The following is a 17,532-nucleotide window of genomic DNA, read 5'->3' on the forward strand; positions in this document are numbered from 1 at the left end:
CACACATACGAGGGTTGACAGTTACTCTCCGAATGTGTCTGATTCCAGGGCGAGTTGGACGCGCCCCGAAGCGCCGGACCGGCTTGCTCGAGCCCTTCCGGCGCCCGGGGAGCGGGGGCTGCGCGACAGCGCCCCGACCAGGGACTACACCGCCCCGCGGAACGTCGGCAGGTACCCGCCCGACTGCCCCGACGCCGTCGGGTGGTAGGACTCACCGATGTTGAGCCACTTCACACTGTGCAGCCACGACGAGCCCGAGCAGATCTCGTGCCCGGTGAACGCCGGCCGGACGTCCGCGAAGGTGAACCCGTGGTCCGCAGCACGTTTGGCGAGCGCCGCGTTCAGGTGGTCGGCGCCGCCGTTGATGGCGCGGCGCTCGTTCTCGGTCAGCCCGGTGACGCAGCTCCCGCCGATCTTGTAGAAGCGGGGGTAGCCGAGGACGACGACCCGGGCCGAAGGGGCCTTCTGACGGATGGCGTCGTAGACGGAGTCGAGCCGCCCGGGCAACGTGTCGTCGACGTAACTCTTGGCCTGGTTGACGCGGTTGACGCAGCTGGACTCCGACTGCAGGACGCAGGTGGTCATGACGTCCGCGAACCCGGCGTCGTTGCCGCCGACGGTGATCGAGACGAGGTCGGTGCCGCTGTTGAGCGGAGCGATCTGACTGTTCGTCACATCGTGGGTCTTCGCGCCCGAGCAGGCGGTGAACGCGAAGGACGAGGGCGCGTTCGCGGCGGCCCAGAGCGCGGGGTACGCGCGGGGTGTGCGCTTACAGGAGCCGCTGGAGCCGTCGTAGTTGCCGGCGCCGACGCCGGACGAGTAGGAGTCTCCGAGCGCCACGTAGTCGACGGCGGCGGAGTCCGCGTGGGCGGCGCCGGCCCCGGTGAGGGCGAGCGCCGCACCGAGGAGCAGCGAGGACACGAGCGCGGCGGTGCGGGTCGTTTTCATGTAACCCCCTTCGGCAGGTTCTCTGCCTGACTTGCGTAGCGCGCAGCCGTGTACATGCCAATACATCTGGCGTGGACCCGCACAGAGTTCACTCTCCCGGAGTCACCGCCTCCCCCCTTGCCACACGAGAAGACAAACACCACACAATCAGGATCACTGACAGTGAAATAAAACAAAGAAGCCAAAAGGCGGCCCAGGGGACGGCCTCTTGTCATACAGTCAGACGCGTCAATACCGTCGTACATCCACCCGCACCGGCTCATCTCGCGAGGCGACTCCAGGGGAGGGGTCAGACGCCTCGCAGCACCCGAGGGCCGGAGCGGGGCGCGGTAGGGGGGTGTCGTGCTCGGTGCCTTGACCGAGTCACGTGCCGCGCAAGAGCACTGCCCGCTCACCCGGCATGGTCATGAACGCAGCAGTACGAACAGGGTGAGAACCCCCCTTTCGAACCGGACACCCATCCGGGCCGCCCAGCCGCGGGCGGCCCACCGGACGAGAGGGAACCGACCGATGAGCAGCTCCTTCCTGCGCCCGGCCACCCGGACCACACCGGCGGCGGACTCCGCCGAGTGGCGGGCCATCACCTCGCACCTGGCCATCACCCCGCCCGTCAGCGTGGTCATCCCGGCCATGAACGAGGCGGAGAACCTTCCGTACGTCTTCAAGACCCTGCCCGGCTGGATCCACGAAGTGGTGCTGGTCGACGGCAACTCCACCGACGACACCGTGGCCGTGGCCCGCTCCCACTGGCCCGAGGTCAAGGTGGTGAAGCAGGCAGGAAAGGGCAAGGGCGACGCGCTGATCAGCGGGTTCGCCGCCTGCTCGGGCGACATCATCGTCATGGTCGACGCCGACGGCTCGGCGGACGGCCACGAGATCGTGTCGTACGTCTCCGCCCTTGTCGGCGGCGCCGACTTCGCCAAGGGCTCCCGCTTCGCCAACGGCGGCGGCACCGACGACATGACCGCGGTCCGCAGGCTCGGCAACCGCCTGCTGTGCGCGGTCGTCAACGCCAAGTTCGGCGCCCGCTACACCGATCTGTGCTACGGCTACAACGCGTTCTGGCGGCACTGCCTGGACGCCGTCAGCCTCGACTGCACCGGCTTCGAGATCGAGACCCTTCTCAACATCCGCGTGGTCACGGCCGGTCTGCGGGTCCAGGAGGTGCCCAGCCACGAATACGTCCGCATCCACGGCGCCTCCAACCTGCACGCCGTACGGGACGGACTGCGGGTCCTGAAGGTGATCCTGCGCGAGAAGCGGACGCGCCGGGCCCCGGCCGGCCCGGGTCCGGGCACCGGGCTCGGCCCCGCCGCCGTCCCTCCGGTCAGCGTCCCCCGAGGAGAGCTGTCTTGAGCGGACACAGCGTTCCCGTCGGCGGTCGCCGGTTCTCCGTCGTCATCTGCGTCTACACCGAGGACCGCTGGGCGGACATCCTGGCCGCCGTCGACTCCGTACGGCTCCAGTCGCGGTCCGCGCTGGAGACCCTGCTCGTCGTCGACCACAACCCGCCGCTGCTGGAGCGGCTCGCCGAGGAGTACGGCGGCGAGGCCGCCCGCGTACGGGTCCTCGCCAACACCGGTCCACGCGGGCTGTCCGCCGGGCGCAACACCGGGATCGCCGCCGCCAGGGGCGACGTCGTCGCCTTCCTCGACGACGACGCGGTGGCCGAACCCGACTGGCTGCGGCACTTCGACGCCGCCTACGACGACCCGGACGTCATGGCCGTCGGCGGCAGGACCGAGCCGCTGTGGGCGTCCGGCCGCCGCCCGGTGTGGTTCCCGGAGGAGTTCGACTGGATCGTCGGCTGTACGTACCGGGGCGTGCCGCCGGGCAGGGTCCGGGTCCGCAACGTGCTCGGCGGGAACGCCTCCTTCCGGCGGGCCGCGTTCGACGCGGCGGGCGGCTTCGCCACCGGTATCGGGCGGGACGGCGACCGGCGGCCTCTCGGCTGCGAGGAGACCGAACTGTGCATCCGGCTCGGCACCGCCCTGCCCCGGGCGGTGTTGCTGGTCGACGACCGCGCCGTCATCCACCACAGGGTGCCGCGCGTGCGGGAGCGGTTCGGCTACTTCCGCACGCGGGCGTACGCCGAGGGCCTGTCGAAGGCCCTGGTGGCCCGCAGTGTGGGGGCAGTCCGGGGCCTGGAGACCGAGCGCCGCTACACGACACGGGTCCTTCCCGCCGGAGTGGCGCGCGGGCTGCGGGACCTCGTGCTGGGCAGACCCGGCGGCGCGGGGCGGGCCGGGGCGATCGTGGCGGGCGTGGCGCTGGCCGCGGCCGGGTACGCCCGGGGGGTGCTGCGGGCGCGGCGGGGACGGGGCACGGCGTTCTCGTGGGGCCCCGTCGGAGCCGTGCACGCCGGAGAGGAGCCGCTGTGAACGACGGCCCCCCGGCCCCTTCGGGGCCGGTCCCGATCCTGATGTACCACGCGGTCGCGCACCGGCCCGCCCGCGCGGTGCGCGGGCTGTCGGTGGCGCCGGAGGCGTTCGCCGCCCAGATGATGGTGCTGGCCGAGTACCGCTGCACGCCGCTGACCACGGCCGCGCTGGCCGAGGCGTGGCGGACCGGCAAGCCGCTGCCGGAGCGGCCGGTGCTCGTCACCTTCGACGACGGCTACGAGGGCGTGCACCGTCACGCCCTGCCCGTGCTGGCCGAACACGGCTTCCCGGCCACGCTGTTCGTGTCGACGGGCTGGCTGCGCAGCCCTCACGGCACGGGCGGCGCCCTCGACACGATGCTCGACTGGGACCAGGTGCGGGAGCTGGCGGCGGCGGGCACCGAGATCGGCGGCCACACCCACACACATCCGCAGCTGGACCAGGTGGACGACGCCCGGCTGCGGTACGAGGCCGAGCACTGCCGGGAGATCGTCGCCGGGGAACTGGGATCCGCCCCGGTCTCCTTCGCCTACCCGTACGGCTACTCCGACCGCCGGGTGCGGCAGGCCGTGCGCGCCGCCGGGTACGCGCAGGCCCTGGCGGTCGGCAACGCGTGCGCGCGACGCGCCCAGGGGCCGTACGCACTGCGGCGGGTCACCGTGCGCCGCTCCACGACGGTCGATGAGTTCCGGCGCCTGGTGCGGGGGCGGGCACTGGGGCGGCTGTTCGCACGGGACCGGGCGCTGACGAAGGGGTACGCGGTGGTGCGCCGCGCCCGGCGGGCGGTGACGTCGGCCAGGAGGCTCGGGGCCTGAGCGTCCCGGGGGCACGAGGGCGGGAGTGCGGGCGGCCGGACGGCAAAAACCGGTGCGATGAGGGCAAGGGTGACGGATCATGGGGCGCATGCCTGCCAACCCTCAGGACGCCCTGCCGATCCGGCTCACCGTCGACGACAGCGACTCGCCGTCGGACGTGGTGGACGCGCTGTTCCTCGGACGTTTCACGACCGGGGAGCAGCCGTACGCGCGCAGCCGCTCGCTCGACCGCGTCAAGTCCGGCTCCACGCTGCTCCCGCCCGGGGCGACCGTGCTGCGGACCGCCCGCGGGGAGACCCGCAGCGCGGTGCTCGCGGAGGGCGAGGGCTGGACGCTGCTGGTGTCCCGCTGGAACCGGGGCGCGGACGTGACGGTCACGGCGGTCGACGAGGAGACGGCCGACCGCGTGCTGGCCGCCGCCACGGACGGCGCCCAGGACGAGCCCGAGCCTCAGCCGGACGACGTGCCGATGGGGTTCTGGTACCTGTCGCCGCGGCGCGGCCCGCACCGCACGTCCCGGCAGATCGCGGCCGGGACGTGGGACGAGGTGCGGCCCAACTACACGGCGCCCGTGGCGGACGCGCTGGACCGGCTGATGAAGACCACCCCGGAGGACATCGCGGGCCGGCTCCTGCTGTTGCACGGCCCGCCCGGCACGGGCAAGACCTCCGCGCTGCGCACGCTGGCGCGGGAGTGGCGGGACTGGTGCCAGGTGGACTGCGTACTGGACCCGGAGCGGCTCTTCTCCGACATCGGGTATCTGATGGACATCGCGATCGGTGAGGACGAGGAGTCCGGCAAGGGCCGCTGGCGGCTGCTCCTGCTGGAGGACTGCGACGAACTGATCCGGGGCGAGGCCAAGGAAGCGGCGGGCCAGGCCCTCTCGCGGCTGCTGAACCTGACGGACGGCCTGCTGGGCCAGGGCCGCAACGTCCTGGTCGGCGTCACCACCAACGAGGACCTGGAGCGCCTGCACCCGGCGGTGGTGCGGCCCGGCCGCTGCCTGGCACGGGTCGAGGTGGGCCCGCTGACCCGGCCGGAGTCGGTGGACTGGCTGGGGACGGGGGAAGGGGTGCCCTCCGAGGGCGCGACGCTCGCGGAGCTGTACGCACTGCGGCGCGGAGTCGGCCCGTTGTCCCTGCCGGAGGCGCGGCAGCCCGGCGCGGGACTGTACCTGTAACCGCGCCCAGGGGGAGCGCGGCAGTTTTTACCGACGCGTAACTTCCCATGTGACGCTACCCACACGTAACTTGGCCTGAAGCGCGCGGCCTCACCCAAGCCGTGCGCCTACCCCCATGAGTGGTCCGGGCCGCTGGGGCGCATTGTCATCGCCCATTTCCTTGAGCCGCAAGGAGACCACTCGATGGTGCCCTCCCGCAGACACCTCCAGCATGCCCTGAGAGCGCTGACCGTCCTGCTCCTGACGTTCGCGGTCGCCCTGCTCCCCGCAGGCGCCGCCCAGGCGTCGACCGGACCCAGCAGCGGCTGGAACGACTACACCTGCAAGCCCTCCGCATCCCACCCCCGCCCCGTCGTCCTGGTCCACGGCACGCTCGGCAACTCGGTCGACAACTGGCTGGGGCTCGCGCCCTATCTCGTACGCCGTGGCTACTGCGTCTTCTCCCTCGACTACGGGCAGCTGCCCGGCGTGCCGTTCTTCCACGGCCTGGGCCCCGTCGCGGAGTCCGCCAGGCAGCTCGACACGTACGTGGACAAGGTCCTGGGCGCGACCGGCGCCGCCGAGGTCGACATCGTCGGCCACTCGCAGGGCGGCATGATGCCCCGCCAGTACCTCAGGTTCCACGGCGGCGCCGCCAAGGTGAACGCCCTCGTCGCGATCGCGCCCAGCAACCACGGCACCACCCTGAGCGGCCTGACCAAGCTGCTGCCCTACTTCCCGGGCGCCGCCGAGTTCCTCAGCGAGAAGACCCCCGCCCTGACCGACCAGGCGGTGGGCTCCCCGTTCCTGCAGAAGCTCAACGAGGGCGGCGACACCGTGCCCGGGGTCCGTTACCACGTCATCGCCACCAAGTACGACCAGGTCGTCACGCCGTGGCGCTCGGCGTTCCTGAGCGGGCCGAACGTCACCAACGTCCTGATCCAGGACAAGTGCGCGCTCGACTTCTCCGAGCACGTGACGATCGGTCTGATGGACCGCGTCACCTTCCACGAGGTGGCCAACGCCCTGGACCCGGCGCGGGCCACCCGGACGACCTGCGCGTCCGTCTTCGGCTGACGGTTCCTCAGGAAGAGCGGCGGCGGGCCACGCCGAACACGAGCGCCGCGCCCGCCGCCAGCACGACGGCACCGCCGACGGCCACGTACGCGGTGGTTCCGGAGCTCCCGGTGGCGGCGAGGTTCTGGTCGTCGCCGGAGGCCTGGGGCGCGGCGGAGCCGGCGGGCTCGGCGGCCTTCGTGTCGGCCTTCGTCTCCGCCTTCTGCTCGGCCGGGGCCGGGCTGCTCACGACGGGGGACGGCGAACCGGCGTCCTTGGCGTCAGGTGTGTTGCCGCTGTCACCGCCGTCCGTCGGGGCCGGCGTGGGTGTCGCGTGGTCGTCCCCGCCATGACCCCCGTGGTCGACCGTCGACTTGTCCCGGTTCTCCTCGATCTGCTCGTCGGTCGGCGCGGACGGGGCGGGCACCGGCCCGGCCTCACTGCCGAAGACCACGTCGGAGCAGGTGTAGAACGCCTCCGGCGAGTCGGACCGCTGCCAGACGGAGTAGACGAGGTGGCGGCCGGACCTCTCCGGGACGGTGCCCTGGAAGACGTAGGCCCCGTTCTCCAGTTTCGGGTCGGTGGCCGTGGCGAACGGCTTGTCCTCCAGGTCCGCCCAGGTCAGCGGCTTGGCCGGGTCGTAGCCGTCCTTCGTCAGATAGAGCGCGAAGGAGCCCCGGTGCGGCGCGGTCGCCTTGTAGCGGAAGGTGTGGCTGCCGGACGTGAGCGGGCTGGCGGGCCAGTCGGTACGGGGCAGGTCGAGGCCCTTGTACTTGTCGCGGCCCGCGCTGCACAGCTTCCCGTCCGGGATCAGCTGCTTGTGGCGCCCGGCGGCGTCCCCGATGTTGACCTCGTTCCAGTCGTAGAACGCCTGGGTGCCGCTCACCGCGACGGCCGCCTTGCAGGCCGCCGACTTCGGCTGTTCGGGCCCCTCCGCGTGGCAGGCGGCCACCCGGCTCACCGGGTCGGTCATCGATCCGTGCGCGGCGGCGGGCGCGGCGCCCCCGGCCAGCGCGAACGGCACGGCGGCGGCGACTACGAGAGCGGCTGCCCCGGCACGGCCGGTACGGGACGGACGGTGCTCGGACATGGAGGGTCTCCTTCAGGTGTGGGGGGTGGGACTGCGGGCCCCGGGGGATACGGCCCGGGGCGACGGCGGAGCGGTACGGGTGTCCGGCGCGGCCCCCCGACAGCACCGGCGGGCCCGAACCGGCCGCCACAGCAAGCACGCTAGCCCCGGAAACCCCCGGAATCCCCTGCTCAGCCCCCTGAACGACGATCCTTAGGGCGCCCTTAAGGTCGCCCTAAGCGCCTCCTCAGAAAGATCCCCGGCCTTCTGCCTACCGCAGTTCGGCTCCCTCACGGGCCCGCGCTTCCAGCTCGTCCAGCGCGGCCACGGCCCGCGCCGCGGCCTCCGGATCCCGTTCACCGAGCCCGCTGGCCCCGAACTCGTCCTCGTCCAGCCGGAGCACGAGGCTCCGGTCAGCCGAGACCCACAGGTCCAGGTCCAGGTCCTCGACGGTGATCCGGTCGGCGGTGACGATCGCGGGGCGGGTGATGTCGCAGTACCAGCCCTTGAACGTGCCGTCGGCGGCGCGGACCTCCTTGACGGAGTACCAGCGGTCCCGCCGGTAGTGCTCGGTGAAGACGTCGCCGGGCTCGAACCGTACGAACCCGAAGTCCCGGACCCCGTCGCCCGCCCACCGGGCGCGGACGGTCACCACCGTGCCGTCGTCCTCGACCGGCGTCGCCGGATAGCTGATCTTCACGCGCCCCGCCTTGACGAGCACCACTTCGATCACGGCCTCAGCCGACTGTGCGGACATGGCGGACCTCTCCTGCGAAGAACTCGTAGCCGAACCAGGTGTTGACGGCGAGCATCGGGGCGTTGCCCTCGTCGTTGTGCGTGATGGCCTCCGTGTAACCCGCCGCGCGGGCCCGCCGCAGCGAGTCCGCCTTGGCCAGTTTCGCCAGGCCCCTTCCCCGGTACGCCCGCATGGTTCCCGTCATGCCCGAGAGGTAGCGGCTCCGCCCGTCGGTGTGGGCGGCGGTGAACGCGGCGACCCGGCCGTCGACCGTGACGACGCTGGACAGCCGGTGGTCCAGCAGCGGGTTGCGCCAGGTGGAGTCCAGCCACTCCTCGTAGCTGTCGAACTCGCTCGGGATGTCGGACGGTTCGTCCAGCACCGCCTCCGCGTCCGCCTCGTACAGGGGGCGCGGGTCGGCCGCGTAGTCGGCGGCGGTACGCAGTTCCACGCCGGGCGGCAGCGCCGCCGGCGCCTCGGGGAGCGCGGCCCGCGCCAGGTCCAGCCGCTGGAAGCGGGCAGCGCGGCCCGGGCGGTAGCCGCGCCGTTCCGCGAAGGCCCGGCACTCGGGCCGGTCCAGGACCCACGCAAACAGGGTCGTCGCCCCCTCGGCCGCCACATGCTCCTCGGCGGCCCGCAGCATCAGCGTGCCCGCGCCCCGGCCCCGGTGGTCCGGGTGGATCACGGGCGTGGCGAACGCCTGACCGGGCTCGATGCCGTCATGGGCGATGCCGGCATGACCGGCGCCGAGGATCTCGCCGTCCTGCTCCACGACGAACATCCTGCGTCTGCCGGCGGGGGCGGCGTTCCGGACCTGGGCGAGCAGGGATTCGGGGGTCTCCACGAGGAACGGCAGCGCCGCGCGCCGTACCTGCGTGATCCGGGACATGTCTTCGGGAAGTGCGTCACGCACGATCATCGTCATATGCGGGGGACGCTATGTCAGGCAGTGCCCGCACCACCCGTCATTTTTCTCCGGCTGCGGGACAATCGGACCGTGACCCTGAAGATCACCCTTGACCCGAAGTCCGCCACCGCGCCGTACGAGCAGCTGCGCGCCCAGATCGCGGAGCAGGCGCGCACCGGCCGGCTGCCCGTCGGCTCCAGACTCCCCACCGTGCGCGGCCTTGCCCAGGACCTGGACCTGGCGGCGAACACGGTCGCCAAGGCGTACCGGGTGCTGGAGGCGGACGGGGTGATCGAAACCCGGGGCCGGGCCGGAACGTTCATCGCGGCGGCGGGCGACGCGGCGGAGCGGCACGCGGCGGCGGCCGCCGCCGCGTACGCGGCCGAGGTCCACCGGCTGGGCCTCACCCGGAACCAGGCCGAGGCTGCGGTGGCGGACGCCCTGCGGGCGACGTACGAGCCCTAGGGACCGGGCCCCGCCCGCCCGTCGTGGCACGGGCGGGCGGGGCGCCCCAACGCTACTCCCGGTCCTCCTTCCGGGCGGCCCCCAGGGCGGCTGACACGTGCGCCTCGGTGCTCGCCTTGTCGAGGCCGAGCCCGCTGAGCACGCCCTCGCCGTCCTCCTGCTCCAGCAGCGCCAGCAACAGGTGCTCCGTGCCGACGTGGTTGTGGCCCAGCCGCAACGCCTCGCGGAAGGTGAGCTCAAGGGCCTTCTTGGCCCGGGCGTCGAAGGGCACGAGGTCGGGCACGGGCTCACCGGAGGGCTCCGGCAGCACCTCGGCCACGGCCTCCCCGACCGTCTCCAGCGGTACGCCCTGGGCGACGATCACCCGGGCGGCCAGCCCCTCCGGGTCGTCGAGCAGGCCGAGCACGAGATGCCCTGTGCCGATCTGTGTGTGACCACCCTCGCGGGCCTTGTCCTGGGACGCCACGACGACGTTCCTGGCCCGCGGGGTGAACCTGCCGAAGTCCTGGTTCGCGTCGAACGCCGGCTCGCCCTTCGTCACGAACCTCTTCTGCGCGGCCTGCCGCGTGACGCCCATGGACTTGCCGATCTCGGTCCATGAGGCGCCGGAGCGGCGCGCCTGGTCGACGAAGTGGCCGATGAGGTGGTCGGCCACGTCTCCGAGATGGTCAGCGGCGACGACGGCGCTCTGGAGCTGGTCGAGGGCGCCGCTGTGCACCTTCTTGATCGCCTCGATGAGGTCGTCGAGGCGGACGGGATGGTTCATCTGAGTCGGTTCCACCATGAGGCAACCCTAGGTTGACAGCCGAAGCCCGTCAACCCGTGGTTGACATTCTGGAGACGGGTCGACGGCCTCCTACGCCGCCAGCGATCCCGGGACGACCGCCCCCGGGCCGAAGCGCGCCCTGGCGCGGTCCGCGGCCTGTTCCAGGCGGCGGGACTTCTCGTCGGCCGGGTCCAGGGAGAGCTGCCGCGCGGCCTGTTCGGCCGGGGTCAGCCCCTCGGCGCGCAGCGTGACGCCGCGGACCCGGGCCCGCTGGAGGGCGAGGCCGTCGTGGAGGGCGTACACGGCCGAGGTGAGCGTGGCCGAGTGCGCGGTCGGTTCGCGCAGGGTGCGGGTCCGGGTAGTGGTGGACCGGTCCGCGTACCGCACGGTGAGGGTGAGCGCCCGGCAGACCTGGGCCTCGGCGCGCATCCGCGCGCCCAGCTCCTGCGCCAGGGAGAGCAGCGCCCGCCGCTGCCGGTCCCGGTCCAGTTCGTCGCGCGGGAAGGCGCGTTCGGCGGCCGCCGACCGGGCGGCGGCGTTCGGGACGACCCGCGTCCGGTCGGTGCCCCGCGCCCGTTCCCACAGGTCCCGCCCGGCGCGGGCACCGAGAATCCGCTGGAGCACGGCCGGCGGGGCGTCCGCGACGCGCCCGGCCGTGTCGAGCCCGTAGGCGCACAGGGTGCGGGCGGTGGCCCGGCCCACCCCGTCGAGCGCGCCCACCGGCCGGCCCCGCAGGAAGTCCTCGGGGTCGGTGACCAGCAGGGTCGTGCCGGGTTCCGCGCACCGCGCAGCCATGCGGGCCAGCATGGGGTTGGGCCCGGCGCCGATGGCGCAGTCCACGCCGTACAGGGCGAGTGCGCGTACGCGGATGATCGCGGCCAGTTCGGCGGGGCCGCGCCCGAAGTACCGCACGGCTCCGCGCAGGTCGGCCAGTGCCGCGTCCGGCGGTTCGGCCTGCACGACCGGGGTGAACTGGCCCAGCAGCCCGATCAGTTGCGGCAGCAGCGCCTCGCACTGCGGCTCCAGACGGAAACGTACATGGAGGATCACGTCACTCACCCCGCGCTTCCCTGGCTCTGGTGCCACAGTTTGCGGCCCGGCGGAGGTGCAGCCGCACCCTCGCCCGCCGGGCGGAGGTCGGCCCACGGGTGCATCTCGTACCCGGTCGGCAGGATGATCCGCCGGTCCGTGCCGGACACCGGACCCTCCGAGGAGGGCTCGGCCAGCCGGGCCGCCACCGCGTCCAGCCCGCCCTCGCGGCGCAGTTCGACGAGTTCCGCGAGGTTCCACGCGGCCGAGCCGACGACGCTGAGGCTGCGCGGCCCCCGCCGCTGCACGACCCCGCGCACCAGCAGCAGCCAGGAGTGGAAGACCGTGTGGGCGCAGCGCTCGTGGCTGTCGTCGAAGAAGGCCAGGTCGACCAGGCCGGTGCCGTCGTCCAGGGTGGTGAAGATGACGCGCTTGCCGGAACGGACGGGCGGGGTCTGGGTGGCCGCCCTGGCGCCCGCGACCAGCACGGTCCGGCCGTGCGGCGCCGAGCGCAGCCGCTTGGCGGTGACGACGCCCAGCTCGTCCAGGAACTCCTGGTGGTCGGTCATCAGGTTGCGGGAGGCGTCCATGGAGAGCACGCCCAGTTCGGCGCTCAGCCGTTCGGCGTCGGTCAGGTCGGGCAGCCCGACGGGCGCGGCCTTCCGGCTTCCGGCGAGCGGCAGCTGGTCACCGTACGAGCCGGAGCCGCGCTGGACGCGGTGCAGCTCCGCGAGGTGCAGCAGCAGGTCGCGGCGGTTGGCGCCGAAGGCGTCGAGCCCGCCGACCTGGGCGAGTCGCTCCGCGACGGGGCGGCTGGGGCGGGCCCGCTCCCAGAAGTCCAGGAGCGAGGCGTAGGGCTGCCCGGTCTCGATCCGGGCGGCCTCGGTCCCACCGATGCCGTGCACGTCGGACAACGCGAGCCGCAAACCCCATGTACGGGGCGAATCAGACCCACCATCAGACACCAGTTCGATTCGGTGTGCGGTCCCCGACCGGTTCACGTCCACCGGCAGCACCGGCACACCGCGCCGCCGCGCGTCCGCGAGCAGCAGCCGCTTCGGATACATGCCCGGGTCGTGGGTGAGCAGCCCCGCGTAGAAGGCGGCCGGGTGATGGGCCTTCAGCCACGCCGACTGGTAGGTCGGCACGGCGAAGGCGACCGCGTGCGCCTTGCAGAAGCCGTACGAGCCGAACGCCTCGACGGTCTCCCAGGTACGCGCGACCACATCGTCCGCGTACCCCTTCTCCTGCGCCTTCCGCGCGAACCACACCTTGATGCGCCCCTGGGACTCCGGGTCGGACAGCCCGCGCCGTACCGCGTCGGCCTCGGCCCGGCCGCAGCCGGTCATGATGTCCAGGATCTTGATGATCTGCTCGTGGAAGACGACGACCCCGTACGTCTCGCGCAGCGCGTCCTCCAGGTCCGGGTGCGGGCAGCGCACCGGGGCGCGTCCGTGGCGGGCGGCGATGAACGGGCGGACCATGTCGGCGGCGACCGGCCCCGGCCGGAACAGGGAGATGTCGACCACCAGGTCGTGGAAGGTCGACGGCTGGAGGCGGCCGACCAGGTCCCGCTGGCCCGGCGACTCGATCTGGAAGCAGCCGAGCGTCTCGGTGGAGCGGATCAGTTCGTACGTGGCCCGGTCGCCCGGCCGGACCTGCTCGGGGTCGTCGAGGTCGACGTGCTCGCCGGTGGTGCGGGCGATCTCCGCGACCGCGTGCGCCATGGCGGACTGCATCCGCACCCCCAGCACGTCCAGCTTGAGCAGCCCCAGCTCCTCCACGTCGTCCTTGTCGAACTGGGACATGGGGAAGCCCTCTCCGCTGGTGGGCACCACGGGGGTACGGGAGCGCAGGGAGGCGTCGGAGAGCAGCACCCCGCACGGGTGCATGGCGACCCCGCGCGGCAGCGCGTCCAGTGCCTCGACCAGCTCCCACAGCTTCCCGTACCGCTCCCGCTCACCGGCGAGTTCCCGCAGCTCGGGCAGTTCGTCCAGGGCGGCACGGGCGTCCCGGGCGCGGATGTGCGGGAACGCCTTGGCGATACGGTCGATGTCGGCGGGGTCCATGGACAGGGCGGCGCCCACGTCCCGAATCGCATGACGCACCCGGTAGGTCTCGGGCATGGCGACGGCGGCGACCCGCTCGGGGCCGAAGCGGTCCAGGATCGCGCGGTAGACCTCCAGACGGCGGGCGGACTCCACGTCGATGTCGATGTCGGGCAGCGCGGGCCGCCGCACCGACAGGAACCGCTCCATCAGCAGGTCCTGCGCGACCGGGTCGGCGTGGGCGATGCCCAGCAGGTGGTTGACGAGGGACCCGGCACCGGAGCCGCGCGCGGCGACCCGGATGCCCATGGCCCGGACGTCGTCGACGACCTGGGCGACGGTGAGGAAGTACGTGGCGAAGCCGAGCCGCTCGACGGTGCGCAGCTCGTCCTCCAGACGGGTCCAGTACTCCCGCCTCCGGTCGAGGCCGCGCAGCACCATCCCGGCGGCGCAGCGGGAGCGCAGCACGCGTTCGGCGGTGCGGCGGCGGGCGCCGACGAGGTGGGGCTCGGGGAAGTGGACGGTGCCCATGCCGAGGTCGTCCTCGGGGTCGACGAGGCACGCGGCGGCGGCGTCCTCGGTGAGGGTGAGCAGCCGGTGCGCGCTGTCGCGGCGCAGCCCGGCGGCCTCCGCGACGCGTTCCGCGGTGACCGCCATGGCGGCGGGGTCCTTGAGCCAGCGCTCGCCGGTGTCGAGGCCCTTGGCCGGGTCGACGGGGACGAGGCGGCGGGCCGCGTCGAGGATGTCCGCGACCGGGCCCTGCCCGGGGTCGGCGTACCGGACGGCGTTGCCGAGCACGGGCCGTACACCCTGGTCGGCGGCGAAGCCGAGGGTGCGGGCGGCATGCCGCAGGGAGCCGGGCCCGGTACCGGTGCGACCGTGGTGGACGACCTCCAGGCGCAGGTCGTCGCCGTACACCTCGCGCCAGCGGGCGAGCAGCCGGGCGGCGCGGTCGGGGCGGCCGGCGGCGAGGGCCCGGCCGACGTCGGAGGCGGGGCCGAGGAGGACGGTCAGACCCTCACCGTGGTTGTCCGCCCAGGGCAGCAGGGCGGCCGGCGCGGTGACGGCGCTGCCCGGGTGGTCGGCGTGGGCGGCGGTGACCAGGCGGCACAGGGCGGCCCAGCCGCTCCGGGAGCGGGCCAGGTAGACGGCGCGGGGCGCGGACTCGTCGACGAAGGCGCCGCCGCGCACCGGGGTGCGGCGCCGCTCGGCGGGACCGTCGGCCTCCCGGGTGCGCGGCCCGACCGCGAGGTCCACTCCGAACAGCGGGCGTACGCCCTGCCCGGCGCAGGCTCGTGCGAACCGTACGGCTCCGGCGACGGTGTCCCGGTCGGTGAGGGCGAGGGCGTCCATGCCCCGCGCGGCGGCACGGGCGGCCAGCACCTCCGGGTGCGAGGCCCCGTACCGCAGGGAGAAGCCGGAGGCGGTGTGCAGATGCGTGAACGGCGGCATCCGCACCTCCTGGATCGTTCCGAAGCTCACCACCCCCCTCCTGTTCCACCATAGACCACGTTCGAACGAATGAACGAATACCTGGGCCGGCGGGCGCCCGGCCGGGACCGCCCGGCCGCCTCACCCCTTCGCTCAGCCATTCGGACCCGTCCCACCTGCGGAAACACCGGCGGACCCGGAGCGTGGGGGCATGACGTTCGCCTCCGAAGTACGCAACGCGGTCACCCCACGGGCCGCGCTGCTGGTCATCGGCGTCCTCGCGCTCCAGCTGCTGTTCATCGCGTCCTACGTGGGTGCGCTGCACCACCCGAAGCCGAAGGAGGTCCCCTTCGGCGTGGTCGCCCCGGGCCCGGCAGCCGCGCAGGCCGCCGAGCGGCTCGGGAACCTGCCCGGGGAGCCGCTCGACCCCCGGGTGCTGGGCGACGAGGCGGAGGCCCGCAGCCAGATCACGGACCGGAAGATCGACGGAGCCCTGATCGTCCGTCCGGAGGCGACCACCGACACGCTGCTGGTCGCCTCCGGCGGCGGTGCGGCGCTGGCCACCGCTCTGGAGCGGATCATCACGGCGGTCGAGCAGCCCCAGGGCCGTACCGTGCGGACCGTGGACGTGGCGGCGGCCTCGGACCAGGACTTCAACGGGCTCTCCGCGTTCTACCTGGTCATCGGCTGGTGCGTGGGCGGCTATCTGCTGGCCTCCGCGCTGGCGGTCAGCGCGGGCGCCCGGCCCGCGAACACCCGGCGCGCGATCATCCGGCTCGCGGTGCTGGCGCTCTCGGCGGTGCTCGGCGGACTGGGCGGGGCGGTCATCGTGGGCCCGGTCCTGGACGCACTGCCCGGGAACCTGGCCGCGCTGTGGGGGCTGGGGGCGCTGGTGGTGTTCGCGGTCGGCGCGCTCACCCTCGCCCTCCAGTCGCTGACCGGCATCGTCGGCATCGGGCTCGCCGTCCTGATCGTCGTGGTCGCCGGCAACCCCAGCGCGGGCGGCGCCTTCCCCGGCCCCATGCTGCCGGACTTCTGGCGGACGATCGGCCCGGCGCTGCCGCCGGGCGCGGGGACATGGGCGGCGCGCTCCGTCGCGTACTTCCACGGCAACGCGATCTCGGGATCGCTCCAGGTGCTGTCCGTCTGGGCGGTGGCCGGGACGGTGGTGACGCTGGCGGTGTCGTCGCTGCGGAGGGGGAACGGAACGGTGGGGAAGGCGGTCGGGACGTAGGGGCGGCCCAGGCGCCGGAGGGGCTGAGATCAGCCCCTCCGGCGCCTGGGGACGAGCACCGTCAGGCGCGCTCCGGGACCGTCCGGCCTTCGAGGACCGTCTCCCCCGCACTCTTCGAGCGGGGACACCCCCGGGGCGCGAAGCGGGGGCCGGTGCGCGGCCCCCGCGCGGCGGATCCGCGGACCGGCACGGCCCGCAAGGGGCGGGGCAAGGCGCGCACGGTCAGCCGATCCGCGCCCCGTACGTCGCGAGCGCCTCCGTGACGGGCTGGAAGAACGTCACCCCGCCACGCGTGCAGTCACCGCTGCCGCCGGAGGTGAGCCCGACGGCCGCGTCGCCCGCGAAGAGGGCACCGCCGCTGTCGCCCGGCTCCGCGCAGACCGTGGTCTGGATGAGCCCCTCGACGATCTGGCCGTTGCCGTAGTTGACGGTCGCGTCGAGCCCGGTGACGACGCCGTCGCGCACCTGCGTGGTGGAGCCGCTGCGGATCACCCGCAGGCCGACGGTGGCGTCTGCGGCGCGGGTGATGGACCGGCCGGTGCCGTTGTAGAGGTTCACGGCGCTGGGGCGGTCGACGTCCCGGTCGTACCGGACCAGCGCGAAGTCGTCGCCGGGGAACCGCGAGTCGACCATCGTGCCGACCGGCTGACCGCCCTGCGGCCCGGACCACCGGCTTCCGGGCGCGCCGCAGTGCCCGGCGGTGAGGAAGTGCGGCTGGCCGTTCCGGACGACGTTGAAGCCGAGCGAGCAGCGGCTGCCGCCGGTCAGAATGGCGTCGCCCCCGGCGAGGTACGGAGTGAACTCCCCGTCCATCCGCTTGACTTCGGCCTTGGAGCCGAGCCTGTCGACCACCTGTGTGAGCTTCTTCCAGGCCTCGCCCTTGACGGTGCTGTCGGCGGTGACGACGACCTTGTTGGTGGCCGGGTCGACGGCCCAGGACGTGCCGGGGATGGTGGCCCGCTTCTTCAACGTGCTGCGGGCGCCCTTCAGTTCGGCCATGGAGTGCTGGACCATGCGGGCCTCGCCGCCCGCGCGGCGCACGGTCTCTGCGGCCTCCTCGTCGACGACGGTCACGACCAGCGTGCGGGACCCGGTGTCGTAGTAGGCACCTGCCGTGTCCCTCTCACCGAGCTGCCCGTCCAGCGACGCGGCGAGCTTTCCGGCCGCCCCTGCGGACAGCGTCCGCGCCTGGACCGGGGATATGTCCTGACTGGCGTTCGCAGTCTGGAACGTAATCGCCGCGCCCAGCACGGCCACGACGGCGCCTCCGGCGAGAGCCGCACGCCTCATGGATACACGTCGGTGCTTCAACAAGACCTCCTGTGGGGGGCCGCGCCCGGGCGCGTGGGGTGCCCTGGCACGGAGGATGGAGCGCCCACTATTCCCAGAACAACTGGGCACACACAAGGTCGACTTCAGGACGCGTCCCGACCCGCGCAGCCGATTCCCGACACCCCGCACTACCCCGGGTCACCACTGGTCGGTTCC

15 protein-coding genes are annotated in these 17,532 nt (G+C 73.2%); 7 read left to right on the top strand and 8 right to left on the bottom strand.

Annotated elements, in window-relative coordinates:
- Window positions 1-144: 144 nt before the first annotated feature.
- Window positions 145-948 carry an SGNH/GDSL hydrolase family protein gene (locus I3F58_RS08095; RefSeq protein WP_240107570.1) on the bottom strand — a complete coding sequence of 268 codons (804 nt, stop codon included), beginning with the start codon at window positions 946-948 and terminating at the stop codon, window positions 145-147.
- Window positions 949-1,458: 510 nt separating this feature from the next.
- Between I3F58_RS08095 and I3F58_RS08100 the strand changes: the two genes are divergently transcribed.
- The 5 genes from I3F58_RS08100 to I3F58_RS08120 all read left to right on the top strand — a co-directional run bounded on the left by I3F58_RS08100 (window position 1,459) and on the right by I3F58_RS08120 (window position 6,380).
- Window positions 1,459-2,304 (top strand): glycosyltransferase family 2 protein, encoded by an 846-nt coding sequence (locus I3F58_RS08100; protein WP_240107571.1) that lies wholly within the window; start codon window positions 1,459-1,461, stop codon window positions 2,302-2,304.
- The gene (locus I3F58_RS08105) at window positions 2,301-3,329 is read left to right on the top strand and encodes a glycosyltransferase family 2 protein (RefSeq protein WP_240107572.1); all 1,029 of its coding nucleotides are present in this window, start codon (window positions 2,301-2,303) and stop codon (window positions 3,327-3,329) included. The genes I3F58_RS08100 and I3F58_RS08105 overlap by 4 nt, the downstream gene beginning before the upstream one ends.
- Before the next feature lie 41 nt (window positions 3,330-3,370).
- Entirely contained in the window at window positions 3,371-4,144 is a 774-nt protein-coding gene (locus I3F58_RS08110; RefSeq protein WP_240107610.1) for a polysaccharide deacetylase family protein, read from the top strand.
- 88 nt (window positions 4,145-4,232) lie between these two features.
- The gene (locus I3F58_RS08115) at window positions 4,233-5,324 is read left to right on the top strand and encodes a DUF5925 domain-containing protein (RefSeq protein ID WP_240107573.1); all 1,092 of its coding nucleotides are present in this window, start codon (window positions 4,233-4,235) and stop codon (window positions 5,322-5,324) included.
- A 183-nt stretch (window positions 5,325-5,507) separates the two neighbouring features.
- Complete coding sequence (locus I3F58_RS08120) at window positions 5,508-6,380, top strand: triacylglycerol lipase (protein ID WP_240107574.1); 873 nt, start codon at window positions 5,508-5,510, stop codon at window positions 6,378-6,380.
- Between the two features lie 7 nt (window positions 6,381-6,387).
- Here the strand turns inward: I3F58_RS08120 and I3F58_RS08125 are convergent, their stop codons facing one another.
- The 3 genes from I3F58_RS08125 to I3F58_RS08135 all read right to left on the bottom strand — a co-directional run bounded on the left by I3F58_RS08125 (window position 6,388) and on the right by I3F58_RS08135 (window position 9,089).
- Window positions 6,388-7,449 (bottom strand): lytic polysaccharide monooxygenase, encoded by a 1,062-nt coding sequence (locus tag I3F58_RS08125; protein WP_240107575.1) that lies wholly within the window; start codon window positions 7,447-7,449, stop codon window positions 6,388-6,390.
- 250 nt (window positions 7,450-7,699) lie between these two features.
- Window positions 7,700-8,185, bottom strand: coding sequence for a DUF402 domain-containing protein (locus tag I3F58_RS08130; protein ID WP_240107576.1), 486 nt, complete (start codon window positions 8,183-8,185; stop codon window positions 7,700-7,702).
- Window positions 8,166-9,089, bottom strand: coding sequence for a GNAT family N-acetyltransferase (locus I3F58_RS08135; protein WP_240107577.1), 924 nt, complete (start codon window positions 9,087-9,089; stop codon window positions 8,166-8,168). The genes I3F58_RS08130 and I3F58_RS08135 overlap by 20 nt, the downstream gene beginning before the upstream one ends.
- 72 nt (window positions 9,090-9,161) lie before the next feature.
- On the opposite strand from I3F58_RS08135, the gene I3F58_RS08140 reads away from it, so the two are divergent.
- Entirely contained in the window at window positions 9,162-9,536 is a 375-nt protein-coding gene (locus I3F58_RS08140; protein ID WP_240107578.1) for a GntR family transcriptional regulator, read from the top strand.
- A gap of 52 nt (window positions 9,537-9,588) precedes the next feature.
- Here I3F58_RS08140 and I3F58_RS08145 read toward each other — a convergent pair whose 3' ends face one another.
- From I3F58_RS08145 to I3F58_RS08155, 3 genes are all read right to left on the bottom strand, one after another.
- Window positions 9,589-10,320: a Clp protease N-terminal domain-containing protein gene (locus I3F58_RS08145; protein ID WP_240107579.1), complete on the bottom strand. Its 732-nt coding sequence runs from the start codon at window positions 10,318-10,320 to the stop codon at window positions 9,589-9,591.
- A gap of 72 nt (window positions 10,321-10,392) precedes the next feature.
- Complete coding sequence (locus tag I3F58_RS08150; RefSeq protein ID WP_240107611.1) at window positions 10,393-11,352, bottom strand: hypothetical protein; 960 nt, start codon at window positions 11,350-11,352, stop codon at window positions 10,393-10,395.
- Window positions 11,353-11,357: 5 nt separating this feature from the next.
- The gene (locus I3F58_RS08155) at window positions 11,358-14,831 is read right to left on the bottom strand and encodes a DNA polymerase III subunit alpha (protein WP_240107612.1); all 3,474 of its coding nucleotides are present in this window, start codon (window positions 14,829-14,831) and stop codon (window positions 11,358-11,360) included.
- Window positions 14,832-15,021: 190 nt separating this feature from the next.
- On the opposite strand from I3F58_RS08155, the gene I3F58_RS08160 reads away from it, so the two are divergent.
- Window positions 15,022-16,044 (top strand): DUF3533 domain-containing protein, encoded by a 1,023-nt coding sequence (locus tag I3F58_RS08160; RefSeq protein WP_240107580.1) that lies wholly within the window; start codon window positions 15,022-15,024, stop codon window positions 16,042-16,044.
- Between the two features lie 222 nt (window positions 16,045-16,266).
- On the opposite strand, the gene I3F58_RS08165 is transcribed toward I3F58_RS08160, so the two are convergent.
- Window positions 16,267-17,355 carry a S1 family peptidase gene (locus tag I3F58_RS08165; protein WP_240107581.1) on the bottom strand — a complete coding sequence of 363 codons (1,089 nt, stop codon included), beginning with the start codon at window positions 17,353-17,355 and terminating at the stop codon, window positions 16,267-16,269.
- Window positions 17,356-17,532: the final 177 nt, after the last annotated feature.

The sequence above is a fragment of the Streptomyces sp. MUM 203J genome, assembly GCF_022414595.1.
GTDB lineage: Bacteria > Actinomycetota > Actinomycetes > Streptomycetales > Streptomycetaceae > Streptomyces.

Excerpts from the sequence above, each read along its gene's own strand:
- I3F58_RS08095 (WP_240107570.1), bottom strand. The coding sequence starts at position 948 with ATGAAAACGACCCGCACCGCCGCGCTCGTGTCCTCGCTGCTCCTCGGT.
- I3F58_RS08100 (WP_240107571.1), top strand. The coding sequence starts at position 1,459 with ATGAGCAGCTCCTTCCTGCGCCCGGCCACCCGGACCACACCGGCGGCG.
- I3F58_RS08110 (WP_240107610.1), top strand. The coding sequence starts at position 3,371 with ATGTACCACGCGGTCGCGCACCGGCCCGCCCGCGCGGTGCGCGGGCTG.
- I3F58_RS08115 (WP_240107573.1), top strand. The coding sequence starts at position 4,233 with ATGCCTGCCAACCCTCAGGACGCCCTGCCGATCCGGCTCACCGTCGAC.
- I3F58_RS08120 (WP_240107574.1), top strand. The coding sequence starts at position 5,508 with ATGGTGCCCTCCCGCAGACACCTCCAGCATGCCCTGAGAGCGCTGACC.
- I3F58_RS08125 (WP_240107575.1), bottom strand. The coding sequence starts at position 7,449 with ATGTCCGAGCACCGTCCGTCCCGTACCGGCCGTGCCGGGGCAGCCGCT.
- I3F58_RS08130 (WP_240107576.1), bottom strand. The coding sequence starts at position 8,185 with ATGTCCGCACAGTCGGCTGAGGCCGTGATCGAAGTGGTGCTCGTCAAG.
- I3F58_RS08135 (WP_240107577.1), bottom strand. The coding sequence starts at position 9,089 with ATGACGATGATCGTGCGTGACGCACTTCCCGAAGACATGTCCCGGATC.
- I3F58_RS08145 (WP_240107579.1), bottom strand. The coding sequence starts at position 10,320 with ATGGTGGAACCGACTCAGATGAACCATCCCGTCCGCCTCGACGACCTC.
- I3F58_RS08155 (WP_240107612.1), bottom strand. The coding sequence starts at position 14,831 with ATGCCGCCGTTCACGCATCTGCACACCGCCTCCGGCTTCTCCCTGCGG.
- I3F58_RS08160 (WP_240107580.1), top strand. The coding sequence starts at position 15,022 with ATGACGTTCGCCTCCGAAGTACGCAACGCGGTCACCCCACGGGCCGCG.